The organism is Labrys sp. KB_33_2, assembly GCF_052114505.1.
Lineage (GTDB): Bacteria > Pseudomonadota > Alphaproteobacteria > Rhizobiales > Labraceae > Labrys.
Map to the genome: position 1 here is coordinate 397,397 of NZ_JBFREW010000003.1, position 17,184 is coordinate 414,580.

Annotated in this window: 15 protein-coding genes; 7 read left to right on the forward strand and 8 right to left on the reverse strand. The window is 64.3% G+C overall.

The features are described 5' to 3' along the window. Nucleotides 1-85 precede the first annotated feature (85 nt). On the reverse strand, nucleotides 86-334 hold the full coding sequence (locus tag AB4037_RS07375; RefSeq protein ID WP_434958479.1) for a GlsB/YeaQ/YmgE family stress response membrane protein: 249 nt from the start codon (nucleotides 332-334) through the stop codon (nucleotides 86-88). 231 nt (nucleotides 335-565) lie between these two features. Here AB4037_RS07375 and AB4037_RS07380 point away from each other — a divergent pair, with 231 nt between their 5' ends. Next, nucleotides 566-1,048 carry a YidB family protein gene (locus tag AB4037_RS07380; RefSeq protein WP_434958478.1) on the forward strand — a complete coding sequence of 161 codons (483 nt, stop codon included), beginning with the start codon at nucleotides 566-568 and terminating at the stop codon, nucleotides 1,046-1,048. Between the two features lie 174 nt (nucleotides 1,049-1,222). Then, nucleotides 1,223-2,623: an adenosylhomocysteinase gene (gene ahcY, locus AB4037_RS07385; protein ID WP_441771057.1), complete on the forward strand. Its 1,401-nt coding sequence runs from the start codon at nucleotides 1,223-1,225 to the stop codon at nucleotides 2,621-2,623. An 87-nt stretch (nucleotides 2,624-2,710) separates the two neighbouring features. Here the strand turns inward: ahcY and AB4037_RS07390 are convergent, their stop codons facing one another. Then, nucleotides 2,711-3,451, reverse strand: a complete 741-nt coding sequence (locus AB4037_RS07390; RefSeq protein ID WP_434959715.1) for a superoxide dismutase — start codon at nucleotides 3,449-3,451, stop codon at nucleotides 2,711-2,713. A 234-nt stretch (nucleotides 3,452-3,685) separates the two neighbouring features. Between AB4037_RS07390 and AB4037_RS07395 the strand changes: the two genes are divergently transcribed. Then, the gene (locus AB4037_RS07395; RefSeq protein WP_441771058.1) at nucleotides 3,686-4,096 is read left to right on the forward strand and encodes an OsmC family protein; all 411 of its coding nucleotides are present in this window, start codon (nucleotides 3,686-3,688) and stop codon (nucleotides 4,094-4,096) included. Between the two features lie 134 nt (nucleotides 4,097-4,230). Next, complete coding sequence (locus tag AB4037_RS07400; protein WP_441771059.1) at nucleotides 4,231-5,361, forward strand: lysozyme inhibitor LprI family protein; 1,131 nt, start codon at nucleotides 4,231-4,233, stop codon at nucleotides 5,359-5,361. Between the two features lie 81 nt (nucleotides 5,362-5,442). On the opposite strand, the gene AB4037_RS07405 is transcribed toward AB4037_RS07400, so the two are convergent. The 5 genes from AB4037_RS07405 to AB4037_RS07425 form a co-directional block, all read right to left on the reverse strand. Then, a complete protein-coding gene (locus tag AB4037_RS07405) occupies nucleotides 5,443-6,144 on the reverse strand; it encodes an ABC transporter ATP-binding protein (RefSeq protein ID WP_434958474.1) in 702 nt (233 codons plus the stop codon). Then, nucleotides 6,141-7,019 carry an ATP-binding cassette domain-containing protein gene (locus AB4037_RS07410; protein ID WP_441771060.1) on the reverse strand — a complete coding sequence of 293 codons (879 nt, stop codon included), beginning with the start codon at nucleotides 7,017-7,019 and terminating at the stop codon, nucleotides 6,141-6,143. Before AB4037_RS07410 ends, AB4037_RS07405 begins: the two co-directional genes overlap by 4 nt. Next, nucleotides 7,012-7,848: an ABC transporter permease gene (locus AB4037_RS07415; RefSeq protein WP_434958472.1), complete on the reverse strand. Its 837-nt coding sequence runs from the start codon at nucleotides 7,846-7,848 to the stop codon at nucleotides 7,012-7,014. The genes AB4037_RS07410 and AB4037_RS07415 overlap by 8 nt, the downstream gene beginning before the upstream one ends. Further along, nucleotides 7,848-8,906 (reverse strand): ABC transporter permease, encoded by a 1,059-nt coding sequence (locus AB4037_RS07420; protein ID WP_434958471.1) that lies wholly within the window; start codon nucleotides 8,904-8,906, stop codon nucleotides 7,848-7,850. The genes AB4037_RS07415 and AB4037_RS07420 overlap by 1 nt, the downstream gene beginning before the upstream one ends. 96 nt (nucleotides 8,907-9,002) lie before the next feature. After that, a complete protein-coding gene (locus AB4037_RS07425; RefSeq protein ID WP_434958470.1) occupies nucleotides 9,003-10,586 on the reverse strand; it encodes an ABC transporter substrate-binding protein in 1,584 nt (527 codons plus the stop codon). Nucleotides 10,587-10,948: 362 nt separating this feature from the next. On the opposite strand from AB4037_RS07425, the gene AB4037_RS07430 reads away from it, so the two are divergent. From AB4037_RS07430 to AB4037_RS07440, 3 genes are all read left to right on the forward strand, one after another. After that, complete coding sequence (locus tag AB4037_RS07430) at nucleotides 10,949-12,199, forward strand: efflux RND transporter periplasmic adaptor subunit (RefSeq protein ID WP_434958469.1); 1,251 nt, start codon at nucleotides 10,949-10,951, stop codon at nucleotides 12,197-12,199. 17 nt (nucleotides 12,200-12,216) lie between these two features. Then, nucleotides 12,217-15,411: an efflux RND transporter permease subunit gene (locus tag AB4037_RS07435; protein ID WP_434958468.1), complete on the forward strand. Its 3,195-nt coding sequence runs from the start codon at nucleotides 12,217-12,219 to the stop codon at nucleotides 15,409-15,411. A 297-nt stretch (nucleotides 15,412-15,708) separates the two neighbouring features. Then, the gene (locus AB4037_RS07440; RefSeq protein ID WP_441771061.1) at nucleotides 15,709-16,476 is read left to right on the forward strand and encodes a lysophospholipid acyltransferase family protein; all 768 of its coding nucleotides are present in this window, start codon (nucleotides 15,709-15,711) and stop codon (nucleotides 16,474-16,476) included. A gap of 11 nt (nucleotides 16,477-16,487) precedes the next feature. On the opposite strand, the gene AB4037_RS07445 is transcribed toward AB4037_RS07440, so the two are convergent. Continuing rightward, nucleotides 16,488-17,030 (reverse strand): NADPH-dependent FMN reductase, encoded by a 543-nt coding sequence (locus tag AB4037_RS07445; protein WP_434958466.1) that lies wholly within the window; start codon nucleotides 17,028-17,030, stop codon nucleotides 16,488-16,490. Nucleotides 17,031-17,184: the final 154 nt, after the last annotated feature.

Here is a 17,184-nt window from a genome sequence, read left to right on the forward strand (position 1 = left end):
ACGCATCGAAACAAGGAGCTAGGGGCCGACAAGAAAAAGGCCGGTCATGCGACCGGCCTTTCAGCACGATTTGATCTCGGCAGGGTCAGCGCCGGGCCAGGGCGTTGTAACCCACCAGCACGATGATCGCGCCGGCAATGGCAATGAGAATACTGCCGATGTTGATGCCATCGACGGTGCCGATACCCATGGCCTTGGCAATGAAGCCGCCGACGAGGGCGCCGATGATGCCGATCACGATATCCATCAGCAAACCGGAACCCGATTTGTTGACGACTTTGCTGCCGACAAAGCCCGCAATCAGGCCCAGAATAATCCAAGACAAGATACCCATGGAGTCGCCTTTCCCTCGTGGCGGATGACAGATCCGAATCTTACCATTAAATGATCGTAGGGGCGCAAATTCTTTTGGCAAGAGGCAACCTGCCGTAAGGCAAAGTCAATCTCGGAAAAATTTTTGCCGCATTCACTGTTGTAAAATGCTTGTCGTTGGAGACAGGATACACAACATTGGAGGAGACCGCGGTTATCGCGGGACCCCATTCTTTCACGAGGAGACGCAGACATGGGCTTTTTCGACACCGCCGTGAACGATGCCGTGCCACAGAACAGTCTCACCAAGCCGCTGATCATCGCGGCCGGTGCGCTCCTGCTCGCGAAATGGCTGAAGGGGGGCAGCGAGGATGCCCAGCCCGATACGCAAGCTTCCACTCCCGTGCCGGCGCCGGCTCCCGAGCCGTCTGCACAGCAGGCGGATACCTCCGGCGATGGCGGGTTGCTTGGTGGCCTCGGTGGTCTCCTGGAGAAGTTCCAGCAGTCTGGCCAGGGTGACGTGATCAAATCCTGGATCGGCGGCGGGCAGAACCAGCCCATTCAGCCGGGCCAGCTCGGTCAGGTCCTCGGCCAGGACACGCTGAACAACCTGGCCCAGAAGGCCGGCGTCAATCCCAACGATCTGCTCGGCCAACTCGCCCAGCACCTGCCCGAGATCATCAACAAGCTCACGCCGAACGGCCGCCTGCCCAATCAGAACGAACTCGGGCAGTAAAGGCCGGTTTGCGAGCCGGATGAAGCTCTCAGCAAGGGCGGGCCTGACGGCTCGCCCTTTTGCATGATCGGCCGGCAGCAGTACGTGCGTCACATAAAGAAATCCTTATATCCTTATTGCCGATGGCTGCCGACTGTGCTAGACGCCCGCCATGTCAAATGCGGGATGCATCGAATGAGCACGCACGATTACATCGTCAAGGATATGGGTCTGGCCGATTGGGGCCGTAAGGAAATCGAGATCGCCGAGAGCGAAATGCCGGGCCTGATGGCCACGCGCGCCGAATATGGTCCGCGCCAGGTGCTCAAGGGCGCCCGCATCGCCGGCTCGCTCCACATGACCATCCAGACGGCCGTGCTGATCGAGACGCTGAAGGCCCTCGGCGCCGATGTGCGCTGGGCTTCGTGCAACATCTATTCGACCCAGGATCATGCCGCCGCAGCCATCGCCGCCGCCGGTACGCCGGTCTTCGCCGTCAAGGGCGAGTCGCTCGAAGAATATTGGGAATACACCCACAAGATCTTCGAATGGGCCGATGGCGGCACGCCCAATTTGATCCTCGACGATGGCGGCGACGCCACCATGCTGATGCATCTGGGCCTGCGCGCCGAGAAGGGTGACGTCGCCTTCCTCGATACCGCCGACAATGAAGAGGCGGAAGTACTGTTCGCCGCGATCAAGAAGCGGCTCACTACCCATCCGGGCTGGTACACCAAGAATGCCCTCGCCATCACCGGCGTGACCGAAGAGACCACCACGGGCGTGCATCGCCTTTACGAGATGGCCAAGAAGGGCACGCTCCTGTTCCCGGCCATCAATGTGAATGACTCGGTGACCAAGTCGAAGTTCGACAATCTCTATGGCTGCCGTGAATCGCTGGTGGACGGCATCCGCCGCGGCACCGACGTCATGATGGCCGGCAAGATCGCCATGGTCGCCGGCTTCGGCGATGTCGGCAAGGGCTCGGCTGCTTCCTTGCGCAACGCCGGCTGCCGCGTGCTGGTTTCGGAAGTCGATCCGATCTGCGCCCTGCAGGCCGCGATGGAAGGCTATGAAGTCGTCACCATGGAGCAGGCTGCGCCGCGTGCCGACATCTTCGTCACCTGCACGGGCAATGTCGACGTCATCACCCTCGACCATATGCGCGCCATGAAGGACCGTGCCATCGTCTGCAACATCGGTCACTTCGATTCGGAGATCCAGGTCGCCGGCCTGCGCAACCTGAAGTGGACCAATGTGAAGCCGCAGGTCGACGAGATCCAGTTCACCGACGGCCACCGCATCATCCTCCTGTCGGAAGGCCGCCTGGTCAATCTCGGCAATGCCACCGGCCATCCCTCCTTCGTGATGTCGGCATCCTTCACCAACCAGACGCTGGCTCAGATCGAGCTGTGGACCAATCCCAGCCAGTACGGCAAGCAGGTCTACACGTTGCCCAAGCATCTGGACGAGAAGGTCGCCTCGCTCCACCTCGCCAAGGTCGGCGCCACCTTGACCAAGCTCTCGGACAAGCAGTCCGCCTATATCGGCGTGGACCAGAACGGCCCGTTCAAGCCGGAACTCTACCGCTACTGAGTTCGCTCGACACGCATGCGTTTCAGCCCTTCCCGCAACTGCGGGGAGGGCTTTTTTGTCGCTTGCCGTACCGCCCTGCTACGGCCGTCAGATCACCAGCTTGCCCTGCTTGGCGAGTGCGTAGCGGTCGCCAATCTTGCGCCAGTCGACCACCTGCCACCAGGCCTTGAGATAATCCGGCCGGCGGTTGCGGTAGGTCAGGTAATAGGCGTGCTCCCAGACGTCGTTGCCGAAGAGCGCGCGCTTGCCGTCCATCAGCGGCGTGTCTTGATTGGGCTTGCTGTCGAGGGCGAGCTTGCCCTCGTTCGTCACCGTGACGAAGACCCAGCCCGAGCCGAAGACCTTGGCGCCGGCGGCACCGAAGGCTTCCTGCAGCTTGGCGACACCGCCGAAATCGCGCTCGATGGCAGCGAGAACCTCGCCTTCGGGCTCGCCGCCCTTGGCGCCCATGATCTGCCAGAACATGGAGTGATTGACATGGCCTCCGAGATTGTTGCGCACCATCTGGCGGACACTCTGCGGCACCTTGTCCAGGCTGGCCAGAATGTCGGTATAAGCCAGGTCTGCCAATGACGGTTCCTGCTTCAGGGCCGCGTTGAAATTGCTGACATAGGCCTGGTGGTGCTTGTCGTGATGCAGAGTCATGGTTTCGGCATCGATGGTCGGCGCCAGCGACGAGGCCTCGTAGGGGAGAGGCGGCAGTTCGGCCGGCCCCTTCGGGTCCGTCGACGCCGAGGCAGCGGCGCTGGCGGGAGCAAGCCTGGCGCTGGCGGCCAAGGCAGCGCCTGTCGCGGCGGCAAGGAGGGTGCGACGGTTCAGCATGGTCATGGTCATTGAAAACGTCTCCGGCCTGTTGGATGAAGAGTCTCGAGCAATGAGGCGGATCGCCCGCGGTCGAGTACCGCGGGCGGAGCGTAATGAAGCTATTGCGGTAATTTGGTGGTACCGAGGCCGCAAGCGCGTTCATGACTGAGCGTCTGTTTGCTCTGGTACCGCGTTTCGAGGCGTCTTTGTGATTTCTGGCGCTTCCGTCTGACCGCAAAGCGTTTTTGGGAGAACGGCATGTCGGTTGCAAAAGTGAAGCCGAGGCAGACGGGGGCGACGGCCGTGCTGTCCCGTTTGGGACAGCCGGTGGTGACATCGGCCACTGGTGGCGAGATCGGCGTGGTCACCCGCCCTTCGGAGGCCGGCTTCAATCCGCTCGACCTGCTCTATGCCTCGCTGTCGGCCTGCCTCGTGCTGAGCGCCCGTATCGCCGCCAGTAATCTCGGCTTGCTCGACAGGCTCGGCGAGGTGCGAGCCGAGGTGAAGGGCGAGAAGGCGGCGGACGAACCCTCGCGCATCGAACGCTTCCATGTCGCGATCGAGATCAGCGGCGATTTCGACGAGGCGACGAAAGCGGCAATCATTGCCGATGCGGAGCGGATCTGCACGGTCAGCAACACGCTCAAGAGCAGTCCTATCCTGAGCTGAGCTTCAGTCGCGGACCATCCGTACATTCCGGCATGGATCCGCCGGTTTTGTACCGAGAATGCCGGTCAAAGGCGATGGCCGGACAGGCCGGACCTTCTATAGCCTCTCACCATTCTCCTTTGCGAGTGTCGGCGATGCGCTATTTGGGTTTTCTGATCCTTTCGATCCTGCTCGCGGTCGCGCAGCCGGCCTTGGCGCAGGACAATGCCTGCGCCAAGCCGGGGGAGACCGGTATAGAGGGCCTCGAAAACCTGCTGCGAGAGCAGAAGAGCTGCAAGGCGGCGACGGCGCTGCTGAGCGAATGTCGGTGGGGTTCCAGCGCCGATACCGAGTTCAGCGCCATCGTCGTCTCCATCTGCGAAAAGGAGTTTTACCAGGGGCTCTCCAAGGCGGCTCAGACCGATTATGGCGAGCGCATGCAGCTATGTGCCTACCGTTATGCCGGCCAGCAGGGCACGCTCTATATGTCGATGGCAGCGACGTGCCAGAGCGAGGTCGCGGCGCGCTTTGCCGATCCGGACGCTGCCCGCGAGCCGCTTGGCCGCGCGAGCTTCAACTGCGGCAAGGCGGTAACGACGCTGGAGAAGGCGATTTGTTCCGACCGGAAATTGGGACGGGCCGATCTCGTCTTGGCGCAGAGCTATCGCGAGGCGGTCGCGAGCCTGGATGCTGACGGGGAGACGCGCGGTGCTCTCATAGCCGATCAGCGTCGCTGGCTCGATCGTGTCGCCCGAAAATGCCAACTTGCCGATGGCGGCACGCCGTTTTCTGCCAAGAGCCTTGCCTGTGTCCGCGGCGCTTTCGAGCAGCGCTTTGCCTTGCTCGACAGTTGCGGCGAGGCGGGCATCAGCGTCGATTGCCTTGCCGGGACGGAGGACGGCGCAGCCAATGCGGCCGATCCGGCCCGGCGGGCGAGTTTCGATTGCGACAAACCCTCCACGCCGCTGGAAATCGCCATCTGCGCCGACTCGGACCTCGGGCAAGCGGACATCAAGCTCGCTGCCATCTACGAAAATGTGAAGAAGACCGCGGGCGGTGAGCCGGACAGGAAGCTTCTGGTTGAAAGCCAGCGCTTATGGCTCTCCTTCGTGCAAGGAACCTGTCCGCTCGGCGCGGTTGGCGGCATTCCGCCGGTGCTGGGGCGTGCTTGCGTACGTTCCGCTTTCGAGCTGCGCGGTAAACAACTAACGGCTTGTCTGCCGAAGCCGGACATCGACCGCAAGACCTGCCTCGATGATTTCAGGATCCTCGAAGACAAGAAGTAGATTTTGGAGCGTTTTCCAGAAAAGGTGGCGGATGATTGGGCCTCTACGCGAGGACGTCCGCGTTTACCGACGGAGGGGGCCTCAGCCGCGTGCCAGATCCTGCCGGTCGAGCAGCGCCTCGATCCTGCCGCCCGCCATGCGCGCCGCCCTGTCGCACATATGGCCGATCACGTCCGGGTCATGGCTCACCAATACCAGCGTCATGCCATGGCGCCGCTTGAGGTCGTTGAGCAAATTGAGAATGCCGGCCTGGACCGAGATGTCGAGCGCCGAGGTCGGCTCGTCGAGCAGCAGCAGGCGGGGCTTGAGCAGCAGGGCCCGGGCGATGGCCACGCGCTGGCGCTGGCCGCCGGACAGCTCGTGCGGATAGCGCCCGGCGATCTCGGCGGCGAGGCCGACATCGGCGAGAATGCTGTCGACACGCCCGGGAATATCGGTCTCCCCCTGCACTTCGAGGGGCTCGCCGAGCACGCGCGCGATCGTATGGCGCGGATGCAGCGAGGCATAGGGGTCCTGGAACACCATCTGGATGTCACGCCTCAGGGCGCCCTCGATGGCGCGTCCCGGCTGCAGGGGGGGCCCGAATACCGAGATCGCGCCCTGCCAGTTCAGGTTCAGCCCGGCAATGACTCGTAGCACCGTACTCTTGCCGCAGCCCGACGGGCCGACCAGGCCAAAGGTCTCGCCGGGCGCTGCGGCAAAGCTCACTCCGCGCACGGCGGCGAAGCTTCGGCCCCGGCGTTGGAAGCTGACCTCGAGATTGTCGATCGACAGCGCCATCATGGCCGTTCATACCCCGAGAGAAGCGCTTGTGGCATGTCGGGGGTCGGCAGGCGGGTGCCGTAGGTCGCTGCCGACGGCCGCGCCTGCCACAGGCCGCGCGTATAGGGATGGCTTGCGTGGGCGAGTTCGTTGGCCGGGAGGGCATCGACGATCGACCCCTGGCGCATCACCAGGACACGGTCGGCGAAGCGGGAGACCTGCTGCAGGTCGTGGCTGATCAGGAGCAGGCCCATGCCGCGCTCGCGCGCCAGCCGCTCCAGCAATTCGAGAATCTGATCGCGCACGACATGGTCGAGAGCGGAAGTCGGTTCGTCGGCGATGAGCAGCTCCGGCTCGCCGATCAGCATGGCCGCGATCATCACGCGCTGGCCCATACCGCCGGAGAGCTCGGCGGGCAGGCTGCCATAGACACGCTCCGGATCGTCGAGCCCGACCTGGGTGAGCATGCTGAGAGCCTTTCGTCGTCGTTCGGCCCTGGGCAGGCGACCATGCAGCAGCAGAGCTTCCTCCACCTGGCGTCCAATACGGTGGGCCGGATTGAGCGAAAATTTCGGATCCTGCAGCACAAGGCCGATCCGTCGGCCGCGCAGGCGCTGCCAGCCCCGGGTGTCGAGGTCGGCGAGGTCCGTTTCGCCGAGCCGCAGCCCCGCGGCCCGTGCCGTAAGGCTCGTCGGCAGCAGGCCCATGATCGCCCGCGCGGTCAGCGACTTGCCCGAGCCGGATTCGCCGACAACAGCCACTTTCTCGCGCCCGACCTCGAAGGAGATGCCGTGCACGAGCTGCCGGGGTGCCGCACCGCCGTCCGCTTTGCCCCCGGCTGTCCGGCTCTTGGTTTCGATCACCAGATCCTCGACCTGCAGCAGGGTATCAGTCATGGCGCGGATCCAATATGTCGCGCAGTCCATCCCCCAGCAGGTTCAGGGCAAGGCTGGTGATGAAGATGGCAAGGCCCGGTGCGGCGGCGATCCACCATTGATCGAAGATTACCTTGGTGCCATCGGCCACCATCGAGCCCCATTCGGCCATGGGTGGGCGCACGCCGAGGCCGAGGAAGCCGAGGCCGGCGGCGGCCAGGATGATTCCAGCGAGATCGAGCGCCAGGCGGATGATGGCCGAGGGCAGCACGAGGGGCAGCACATGGCCGAGAAGCAGGCGTGGCCCCCTGATGCCGACCATGGACGCGGCGGCAAGATAGTCGCTGCGAGCAAGGGCTGCGGTCTCCACCCTGGCGAGCCGCGCATAGGCCGGCCAACTCGTCAGGGCCAGAGCGAGGGCGCCGTTGACCAGGCCCGGGCCTAGAATGGCGACGAAGGCGAAAGCCAGCACCAGGCGCGGGAAGGACATCACGATGTCGGTCAGGCGCATCAGTGTCCGCTCGGTGAGGCCGCCGAAAAAGCCGGCGAGAAGGCCGACCGCTACGCCGAGCGGGGCCATCAGCACGGTGACCAGGACGATCAAGAGCAGGGTCGGCTGGGCACCGTAGATCAGGCGCGAAAGTAGGTCGCGTCCGAAGCCGTCCGTGCCGAGCCAGTGCTGCCAGGACGGAGCGGCGAGGCGGATGGCACTGTCCTGCAGGTTGGGATCGTAGGGAGCGATCAGCGGGGCGGCCAGGGCCATGAAGACGAGCAGAGCGAGCACGCTGGCCCCGATTAGGGCGGATGACGAACGGCGCAGCGCCGCGAGAGAGATTGCAAGGGAGGCCATCAGGAGCGCTCCGCCAAGGCAGCCGGATCGACGCGGGTGACGATCAGGTCGGTAAGGCTGTTGAGCAGCACGAAGGCCATGCCGATCGCCAGCGTCGAGCCGAGGATGGCGGCGGTGTCGCCAGCGAACATGGCGACGGTGAGGTAGCGCCCGATGCCGGGCCAGGCGAACACGGTCTCGGTGAGCACGGCGCCCTCGAGCAGGCTGGCATAGGCGAGGGCGATCACGGTGATCAGCGTGCCGGCCACATTGGGCAGAATATGGACCAGCACCACCCGCAGGGCGCCGGCTCCCTTGGCGCGGGCGGTGAGCACATATTCCTTGGAAAGCTGTTCGAGAATGGCCGCGCGCGTCAGCCTCGAAATGCCGGCCATGGCATAGAGGGCCAGCACCGCCGTCGGCAGGACGAGATGGGCAAGGGCGCTGCGCAGGGCGCCGGGCGTTCCCGAAAGCCAGGCGTCGATCAGGGCGAAACCGGTGACGGGCTTCATGGTATATTGAAAGACGATGTCGAGACGGCCGGGCCCCGGCGCCCAGTGCAGTCGGGCATAGAAGAGCAGCAGAAAGATCAGGCCGAGCCAGAAGATCGGAGTCGAATAGCCGATCAGCGACAACAGGCGGGCAATATTGTCGAAAAGGCCGCGCGGCCGCAGCGCCGCCAGGATGCCGAGCGCCAGGCCGAGCAATGCACCGATCAGCGCTGCGGCTGTGGCGAGTTCGAGCGTCGCGGTGAAGGTACGCAGGATGTCGGAGCGGACGGGCTGGCCGGTCGAGGAGGCGATGCCGAGATCGCCCTGGACGACATGGCCGAGATAGCGCAGGAATTGCATCACCAGCGGCTGGTCGAGCCCGAGCTCGCGGCGCGCGGCCTCATAGCTCGATTGGCTGGCGTGATCGCCGACCTGCTGCAGCGCGGGGTCGATGGTGGAGAGCCGGGTCAGGACGAAGGTGACGACGATCAGGCCGAACAGCGTGAGCGCGACGGAAAGCAGCCAGCGCAGCACCCTGAGCACCGGGCGGAAGAAGGGCCTGGTGCCCGACGTTTCGTCAGTTTGCATGTCCGGGTCCTGGAGGTGGCGCAGGTGCTACGCCACGGCGTCATGAGGGAGAAAGCCGTCTCGTTCCACTCTCGGCGATTGGAACGAGACCTCAAGTCATTTCTCGACCTGATCGTAATAGACCTGATCGGCGTTCAGGCCCTGGGCATAGCCCTTGACGGCCTTGCTGAGCACCACCTGATCACTGCCCTGGAACATCAGCACATAGGGGGCGCTCTTCTGGATCTTGCGCTGCAGTTCCTCATAGAGGGCGGCGCGCTTGGCCGGATCCTGCTCTTTCACCGCGGCGGCCGTCTCGTTGCTGAGCTCGGGGATCACCCAGCCGGCCTGTTTGGCGATGGTGTTGTACTTGTTGTCGCGGTTGATCGCGAAGGCGCTGGCATTGGAATGCGGGTCGAAATAGTCCGGGATCCAGTAGCGCAGCGTGAATTCATACTGGCCCGAGCGGCCCTTGGCATAGATGTCGCTGGCGACGCCCGGCTGGATGTCGAGCGTGAGGCCGGCCTGGCCGAAGGTCTGCTGCAGGGACTGGGCGATCTGCAGATAGGGTTCCTCGTTGAAGACGGGGAAGGCGATCTTCGTCGGGCCGATGCCGGCATCGGCCAGGATCTTCTTGGCCTTCTCGACGTCAAGCTTGTAGGGATTGTCGTTCAGCGCACCCGGGAAGCCGGCGGGCAGGAAGGCCTGGTGTACCTGCGACTGGCCGCGCAAGAGATTCTTGGCGATGCCCTCATAGTCGACAAGATAGCGCGCTGCCTCCCAGAAGGCCGGATTGCCGAGGGCGGCTTTGGCCTTGGTGTTGATCAGGAGATAGTCCGAGCGCGCCGAGGGTACGGCGAGCACGTTGAGCTTGCCCTCCTTCTTGAGAGCGTCGATCTGATCGGCGCCGAGCCCACGGGCGATGTCGATGTCGCCCTGCTCCACCAGGAGGCGGCGGGCGGCGGCATCGGGAACATTGCGCAGGATCACGCCCTGCAGCTTGGGGGCGCCACCCGGCGAGGTCGGGTTGGCATCCAGCACCAGCGCCTCATGCGCGGTATAGGTGTTGATCTTGAAGGCGCCGCTGCCGGCCGAGTGCGACTTCAGCCAGCCATTGCCGAAATCACCATTGGCAGCCTGCGGAGCGACCGTGGCCTCATCGACGACGGAGGCAATCGGCGCGGTCAGGATGGCGAGCACGAAGGCGGGGCCGACATCGGCCTGCCAGCTCAGCTTGAGCTTGCCGTCATCGACCTTGGTAATGGACTTGTCGACATTGTCGGCGTTCCAGCCGAGTTCGCCCAGGATGAAGGAGGGCGCCTTATTGAGCTTCACGGCCCGGGAGAAGGAGAAAATCACGTCTTCCGGGCGGACGGGATTGCCGGAGGCGAATTTGGCGTCCTTGGCCAAGTTGAAAGTCAGGCTCTTGCCATCGCTGCCTGCCTCCCACGAGGTGGCGAGCGCCGGCTCGATGCGGGTGCCCTCCTGGCGGTTCGACTGCACGAGGCGCTGGTAGAGGGCGTTGAAGGCCTGCACCGTCGTCAGCTCGAAGCCTTCGGCCGGATCGAAGCTGACGGCATCGTCGATTGACTGGCCGACCACCAGCAGGCCGGGCGGCGTCTCGGCCTGTGCCGTGGCCACCAGCATGGTCGACAGGCCAGCCAGCATGGCGATGCCGGCCTTCTTCCAGAACTTACCCATTTCACACCTCATGACAGCCGGAACCTTCGATGAATGCCCGGTTCACGGCCCTTCAGCCGTGACGATTAGGCAAGCCGGTTATAACGGTCAATATATTTCTATCAATCTTGTAGACTGTTGGTCGCGACCGCGATCCGCCCGAGCCGTGATCACGAAATTTCGGTTCCTTTACACGAAAACGTGTGCGGGCGGAGCCTTGTTATGCCGGGCGAGAAACAATGCGTTCACATACTCGCTGCAATTTGTGCGCATGGATACACTGCAGCACCCGTTTCCGGATATATTCGGGAGCGGGGCGTGTCGTTTTGAAAAAGGGGGAGGCCTCGCCTGCCCGGATTTAATGAAGATCTGATGGCGGCTCGATGAAGCGTCTTCTCAATTTCGTGCTTATTCTCGTTGTGGTCGTTGGCCTGGCCTGGTGGCAGCGTGCCGCCCTGGTGCCCTGGCTGGTACAGACGGTGCCGGCCTCGAAGTCACTTATCGCTGCTCTTCCCGGTTTTGCCGATGCTCTGCACAAGCCCGAGGAGCCCCAGCCAGCCGGCGGCGGCAGCAAGTCCGCGCAGCGCAACGTCGCGCCCGTGCCCGTGGTGCTCACCCAGGCGGTCGCCAAGCAGATGCCGATGGTGATCGATGCCGTCGGCACCGCCACGCCCTATGCCTCCATCCAGATCCGCACCCGCCTCGACAACACCGCGGTGACGAGCGTCAACGTCGCCGAGGGATCCGAGGTCAAGCAGGGCGACATTCTCTTCACCCTGGACGATCGTGCCATCAAGGCGCAGGTCGCGCAGATCCAGGCCCAGATCGCGCGCGACCAGGCCCAGATCGCTCAGGCCCAGATCGACCTTTCCCGCGCCAATGACCTGCTCGCCCGCAATGCCGGCGCGGCGACCACGCGCGATACGGCCGCCACCGCTCTCAAGGTCGGGCAGGCTCAGCTCCAGGCAGACCAGGCCTCGCTGGAAGCGGCGCAGGTGACGCTCGATTATACCGTGATCCGCGCGCCCGTGCCCGGCCGCATCGGCTCGATCCCGGTCAAGCCCGGTTCGACGGTGCGCACCTCCGACACCAGTCCGCTCGCCACCGTGAACCAGCTCGATCCGGCCGTGGTGGCCTTCTCGATCCCGCAGGCACGCCTGGCCGAGTTGCGTGAGGGCATGGCGAAGGGGCCTGTGCGTGTCGACGCCATCACCGGCAAGAATACGCTCACCGGGCAGGTCTCCTTCGTGGAGAACACCATCGATGCCGCCACGGGAACCATCCTGGTCAAGGCCGACATTCCTAATCCGCACGAGGTCCTGTGGGGCGGTGCCTTCGTCAATGTGCAGGTGGTCCTGCCCGATGCCAGCCCGCAGGTGGTGGTTCCGGACGCTGCCGTTCAGCTCGGCCAAAAGGGGAGCTACGTCTTCGTGGTGAAAGATGGTAAAACGGCTGAGCTTCGGCCCGTGACCGTGGCGCGCGTCACCGGCGCCGATGCCGTGCTCACCAGCGGCGTCGAGAGCGGCGAGCAGGTGGTGGTCGACGGCGTGTTGCGCCTGGTCGACGGTGCGCCGGTCGCCATCAATGCGGGAGCCAAGGAGAGCACCGCCGCCAATACCAGTGCCAAGAGCTGAAGCCGGGAGACAAGCCGTTGCTTTCGGAACTGTGCATCCGCCGCCCGGTCATGACCATCCTGTTGATGGTCTCCTTCATTGCGGCCGGTTGGTTCGGCTACCGGCAATTGCCGGTGGCGGCCGTGCCACGCGTCGATTTCCCAACCATTTCGGTGACCGCGACCCTGCCGGGCGCCAGCCCCGAAACCATGGCGTCTTCGGTGGCCGCCATTCTCGAGAAGCAGTTCTCGGCGATCTCCGGCATCTCGACGATGTCGTCGACCTCCTATCTCGGCTCGACCCAGATCGTCCTGCAGTTCGACCTCAACCGCAACGTTGATGGCGCGGCGCTGGACGTGCAGGCGGCGATTGCTACGGCGCAGCGCCAGTTGCCGAACGAGATGACGACACCGCCAAGCTTCAGGAAGGTCAACCCGGCCGACCAGCCGGTGATCTTCATGGCGCTGACCTCCGACCAGGCGCGCACATCGGATATCGACCGCTTCGCCCAGTCCAACATTCAGCCGCTGCTGGCGACGTTGCCGGGCGTCGCCCAGGTCAATATCTGGGGTTCGCAGCAATATGCCGTGCGGGTGGAGGCGGACCTCGACCAGCTCACTGCGCGTGGCCTGACCCTCGACGATGTGCAGAAGGCCGTTGCGGCCGCCAATTCCAACACGCCAGTCGGTTCGACCAGCAATAACGGCCGCAACCTCATCCTCGATGCCACCGGCCCGATCCGCTATGCCAAGGGCTATATGCCGATCGTGGTGTCGTCCAAGAACGGCGCCCCCGTGCTGCTGCAGGATGTGGCGCGGGCCGTCGACAGCGTGGAGAACGACAAGACCGCAGCCTGGCGCAACGATACCCGCGGCATCATCATCGCCATCCAGCGCCAGCCTGACGCCAACACGGTCGCCGTGGTCGACGCGGTCAAGAACACCCTGCCCAAGATCCGCGAAAGCCTGCCGGTCGGGGTCAGCCTCGACATGCTGTTGGATCGCTCCGTGCCGATCCGCGCCGCGGTGGAGGACGTCGAGTTCACACTGGGCCTGTCGATCCTGCTGGTGATCATGGTGATCTACTTCTTCCTGCGCAGCGCGCGGGCCACCCTGATCCCGGCCATCGCCCTGCCGATCTCGCTGATCGGCACCTTTGCGGGCATGTATGTGCTCGGCTTTTCGATCGACAACATCTCCCTGCTCGCCTTGACGCTGTGCGTGGGCTTCGTGGTCGACGACGCTATCGTCATGCTGGAGAACATCGTCCGCCATGTCGAACTGGGGCAGAAGCCCTTCGCGGCCGCTCTGATCGGCTCGCGCGAAGTCGGCTTCACCATCCTGGCGATGACGCTGTCGCTGATCGCCGTGTTCATCCCGGTGATCTTCATGGGCGGCATCGTCGGGCGGATGTTCTCCGAATTCGGCTATGTCATGGCCATCGCCATCCTGATCTCCGGCGTGGTCTCGCTGACGCTGACACCGATGCTGTGCTCGCGGCTGATCAAGGAGCATCAGGAGGAAAAGCGTCCGGGTCTGCTGCTGCGCCTGTTCGAGGCCGGCTTCAACTGGTTGACCAGGGGCTATGCCCTCACGGTGCGCTGGGCGGTCAATTCGCCTGGCTTCATGCTCACCGTCACGGCAGCGACCTTCGTCGTTACCGCCATCCTGTTCGTCAACATCCCCAAGGGCTTCTTCCCGCAGGAAGACATGGGCTTTGTCAGCGTCTCGACGGTAGGCCCCGACGATGTCTCCTTCGAGGCCATGATGGCGCGCCAGCAGGCCGTCGTCACCGAATTGCGCAAGGATCCCGACGTCGTCTCCATCCTGTCGAGCATCGGCGGCGGAGCGACCAGCCAGATCAGCTCCGGCTCCATGAATATCCAGTTGCGCGACAAGCCGGCACGCCAGGACCCGATCGATGTGGTGATCAAGCGCCTCTCCCAGGAAGCGGCGAAGGTGCCGGGCATCAACACCTATTTCCAGGCGGTGCAGTCGATCAATATCGGCGCCACCCGCTCGCGCAGCCAGTATCAATACGCCCTGATGTCGCCCGACGTCGATGAGCTCAGGGCCAACGCCCAGAAGCTGCAAACGCGCATGACCCAGATTCCGGGCATCACTGGCGTCAATTCCGACCTGCAGATCAAGGCGCGCGACGCCGTCGTCTCGATCGACCGTGACAATGCCGCCAAGCTGGGCATCACCGTCGACCAGATCCGCTCCGCGCTCTATTCGGCCTATGGCACCAGCCAGGTCTCGACCATCTATGCGCCCGAAAATACCTATGAAGTGATCCTGGAGGCGAGCCAGGCCTACAGCTCGCCGCAGGACCTGATGCGAAAGCTCAATGTTCGCTCGAACTCGGGAGTGCTGATCCCGCTCGACAGCGTGGCGCGAGTCGAGCAAAAGCCGTCGGCCGTCTCGCTCTCCCATATCGGCCAGCTGCCTTCGGTGACGATCTCCTTCAACCTCCAGCCCGGCGTCGCACTCAGCCAGGCGGTGGACGCCATCCAGCAGGCGACGGCGGAGCTCGACATTCCCAAGACGATCTCCACGCAGTTCCAGGGCACGGCGCAGCAGTTCCAGGATTCCCTGGCCAGCATGCCGCTCCTGCTCTTCGCCGCGGTGCTGGTGGTCTATATCCTGCTCGGCATTCTTTATGAGAGCTTCATCCACCCGATCACCATCCTGTCGGGCCTGCCGACGGCCGGTATTGGGGCTCTTTTGACCCTGCAGATGTTCTCTATGGACCTCTCCATCATCGCCATGATCGGCCTGATCATGCTGATCGGTATCGTCAAGAAGAACGCCATCATGATGGTGGACTTCGCCGTGCAGCGCCGCTCGGCAGGCCTTTCCGCCAAGGAGGCCATCGTAGAGGCGGCGGTGCTGCGCTTCCGCCCGATCATGATGACCTCGCTCGCCGCCATCCTCGGTGCGCTGCCGATCGCCCTCGGCCATGGCGCCGGTGCCGAACTGCGCCGGCCGCTCGGTGTCACCGTGGTCGGCGGCCTGATCGTGTCGCAAATGCTCACCCTCTACATCACGCCGGTGGTCTACCTCGCCCTTGACCGTGTCGCCGGCTGGTTTTCCCGCAAGCCGGAGGATCTGCCGGCACGCACCGACGACGTCCTGCCCGAACCGGAGCAGCACGACGTGCAGCCGTCCGCGCCGGATGTGCCCGCTATCGCCGCCGAGAAGAAGTCCGGCCTGATGACCGCGGCGGAGTAAATTTCCTGGGATCGCAGGCTTCCAGCCCATAGGCGCTAATTTTGCGGCCGGAGGCGCGGGTAGCGTGGAGGGTCGATCTCCACAGCTCCATCAATTGATGGAGCGAGATCGACCACCTTTGTCCTCTATCTGGCTCGACATTTCCAAGATGGTCGATCTGGAGATCGACCCTCCAATCTGGTGCCACCACCCAAAGTTAGCGCCTATGGGCAGGGACGTCCGCGCACCCGGCGAACCCCATTTGCCCTCCACCCCAGCTTTCGCCTATGAAGGCCCCGATTCCCCGGATGCCTTCCCATGCGCCTCAAGGCGATCTGCCGTATTGCTGCCGTCGCCTTGCTGGCCCTGCTCCTGATCCCGCTGCAATGGCTGGCCGTGAAACGGGACTGGGCGCTCGCCCGCCGCCTGCCGGTGTTCTTCCATCGCAGCGTGCTCGCCATCATCGGCGTCAAGGTTGCCGTCAACGGCGTCCAGGCTCGGCAACGGCCGCTGCTGATCGTCGCCAACCATGTCTCCTGGCTCGACATCGTGGTGCTCGGCGCCCTGGCTCCCCTGTCCTTCATCGCCAAGAGCGAGGTGCGCGGCTGGCCGGTGATCGGCCTGTTCGCCCGGCTGCAGCGTTCGGTTTTCATCGAGCGCGAACGCCGCCACAAGACCGGCCACGCCACCGCCGCCATCGGTGCCCGGCTGAAGTCGGGCGATGCCATGGTGCTGTTCGGCGAAGGCACCACCGGTGACGGGGTGCATGTGCTGCCCTTCCGCTCGGCTCTGGTGGGTGCGGCGCGCGAGGCGCTCGATGGCGGCGAGGCCGCCGCCTACGTGCAGCCGCTCGCCTTGCGCTATGCCAAGCGCGGCGGGCTGCCGATCGGGCGCGGGGCGATGAAGGAGGTCGTCTGGATCGGCGACATGGATCTGGCGCCGCATCTCGTCGGCATTCTCTCCGGTCCGCCGATCGACGCGGTGGTGAACTGGGGCGAAGCGATCGCCTGCGACGCCACCACCGATCGTAAGGCCCTGACACGCCAGCTCGAGGCCGATGTCCGTCGGCTGGTACGGGTGAGTTAGCCGGGGCCTCCCTACTCCGTCTGTACGGAGGCTTCGATCGTCCGCGCGAGGGCCGTCAGTGCGGCCATGACCGACGTAGCGATCTCGGCGTTCCCGGCCATGCCGGCGGCGTCCAGCCTGGACGCCAGCAAAGGCAGCGTGATCGAGGCTTCCTCGACGATGCGGGCCGACATCGTGGTCAAGACCAGGCGCAAGGCCGCCTGCGCGTCGCTGGCGCGCGGGGAGGCATTGAACAGGGCGACCGGCTTGCCCGGAAATTCGAAGCTTCCGACCAGCCAGTCGAGAGCGTTCTTGAAGGAGCCCGGAATGCCGCGGGCATATTCCGGGCAGGAGATCAGGAGGCCGTTGGAGGCGCCGACCTGGCGCCGCAGGGCTGTAACAGCCTCGGGCGGATTATCACCGTCGAGATCCGGGTTGAAATGGGGCAGCGTGCCGATGGCATGATAAGGCTCGATCCGCATGCCGGCCGGCGCCAGCAACCCCGCCGCTTCGAGCAGCACGGTATTCGACGAGCCAAAGCGAAGGCTGCCGGATAGTGCGAGAAGTGTGATCATTGGCGAATCCGATGCTGTTCCGAAGGCCCACTCTTACCGACGGCCGGGCGGGCGGCAAGCACACGCGCAAGTGACAGGACCGGGGCGAGATAGGAGGCTGACATTCGCCCTCATGAGGCGTATTGTCGCGGCTCTCCAGGTCGTGTTCGTCGTG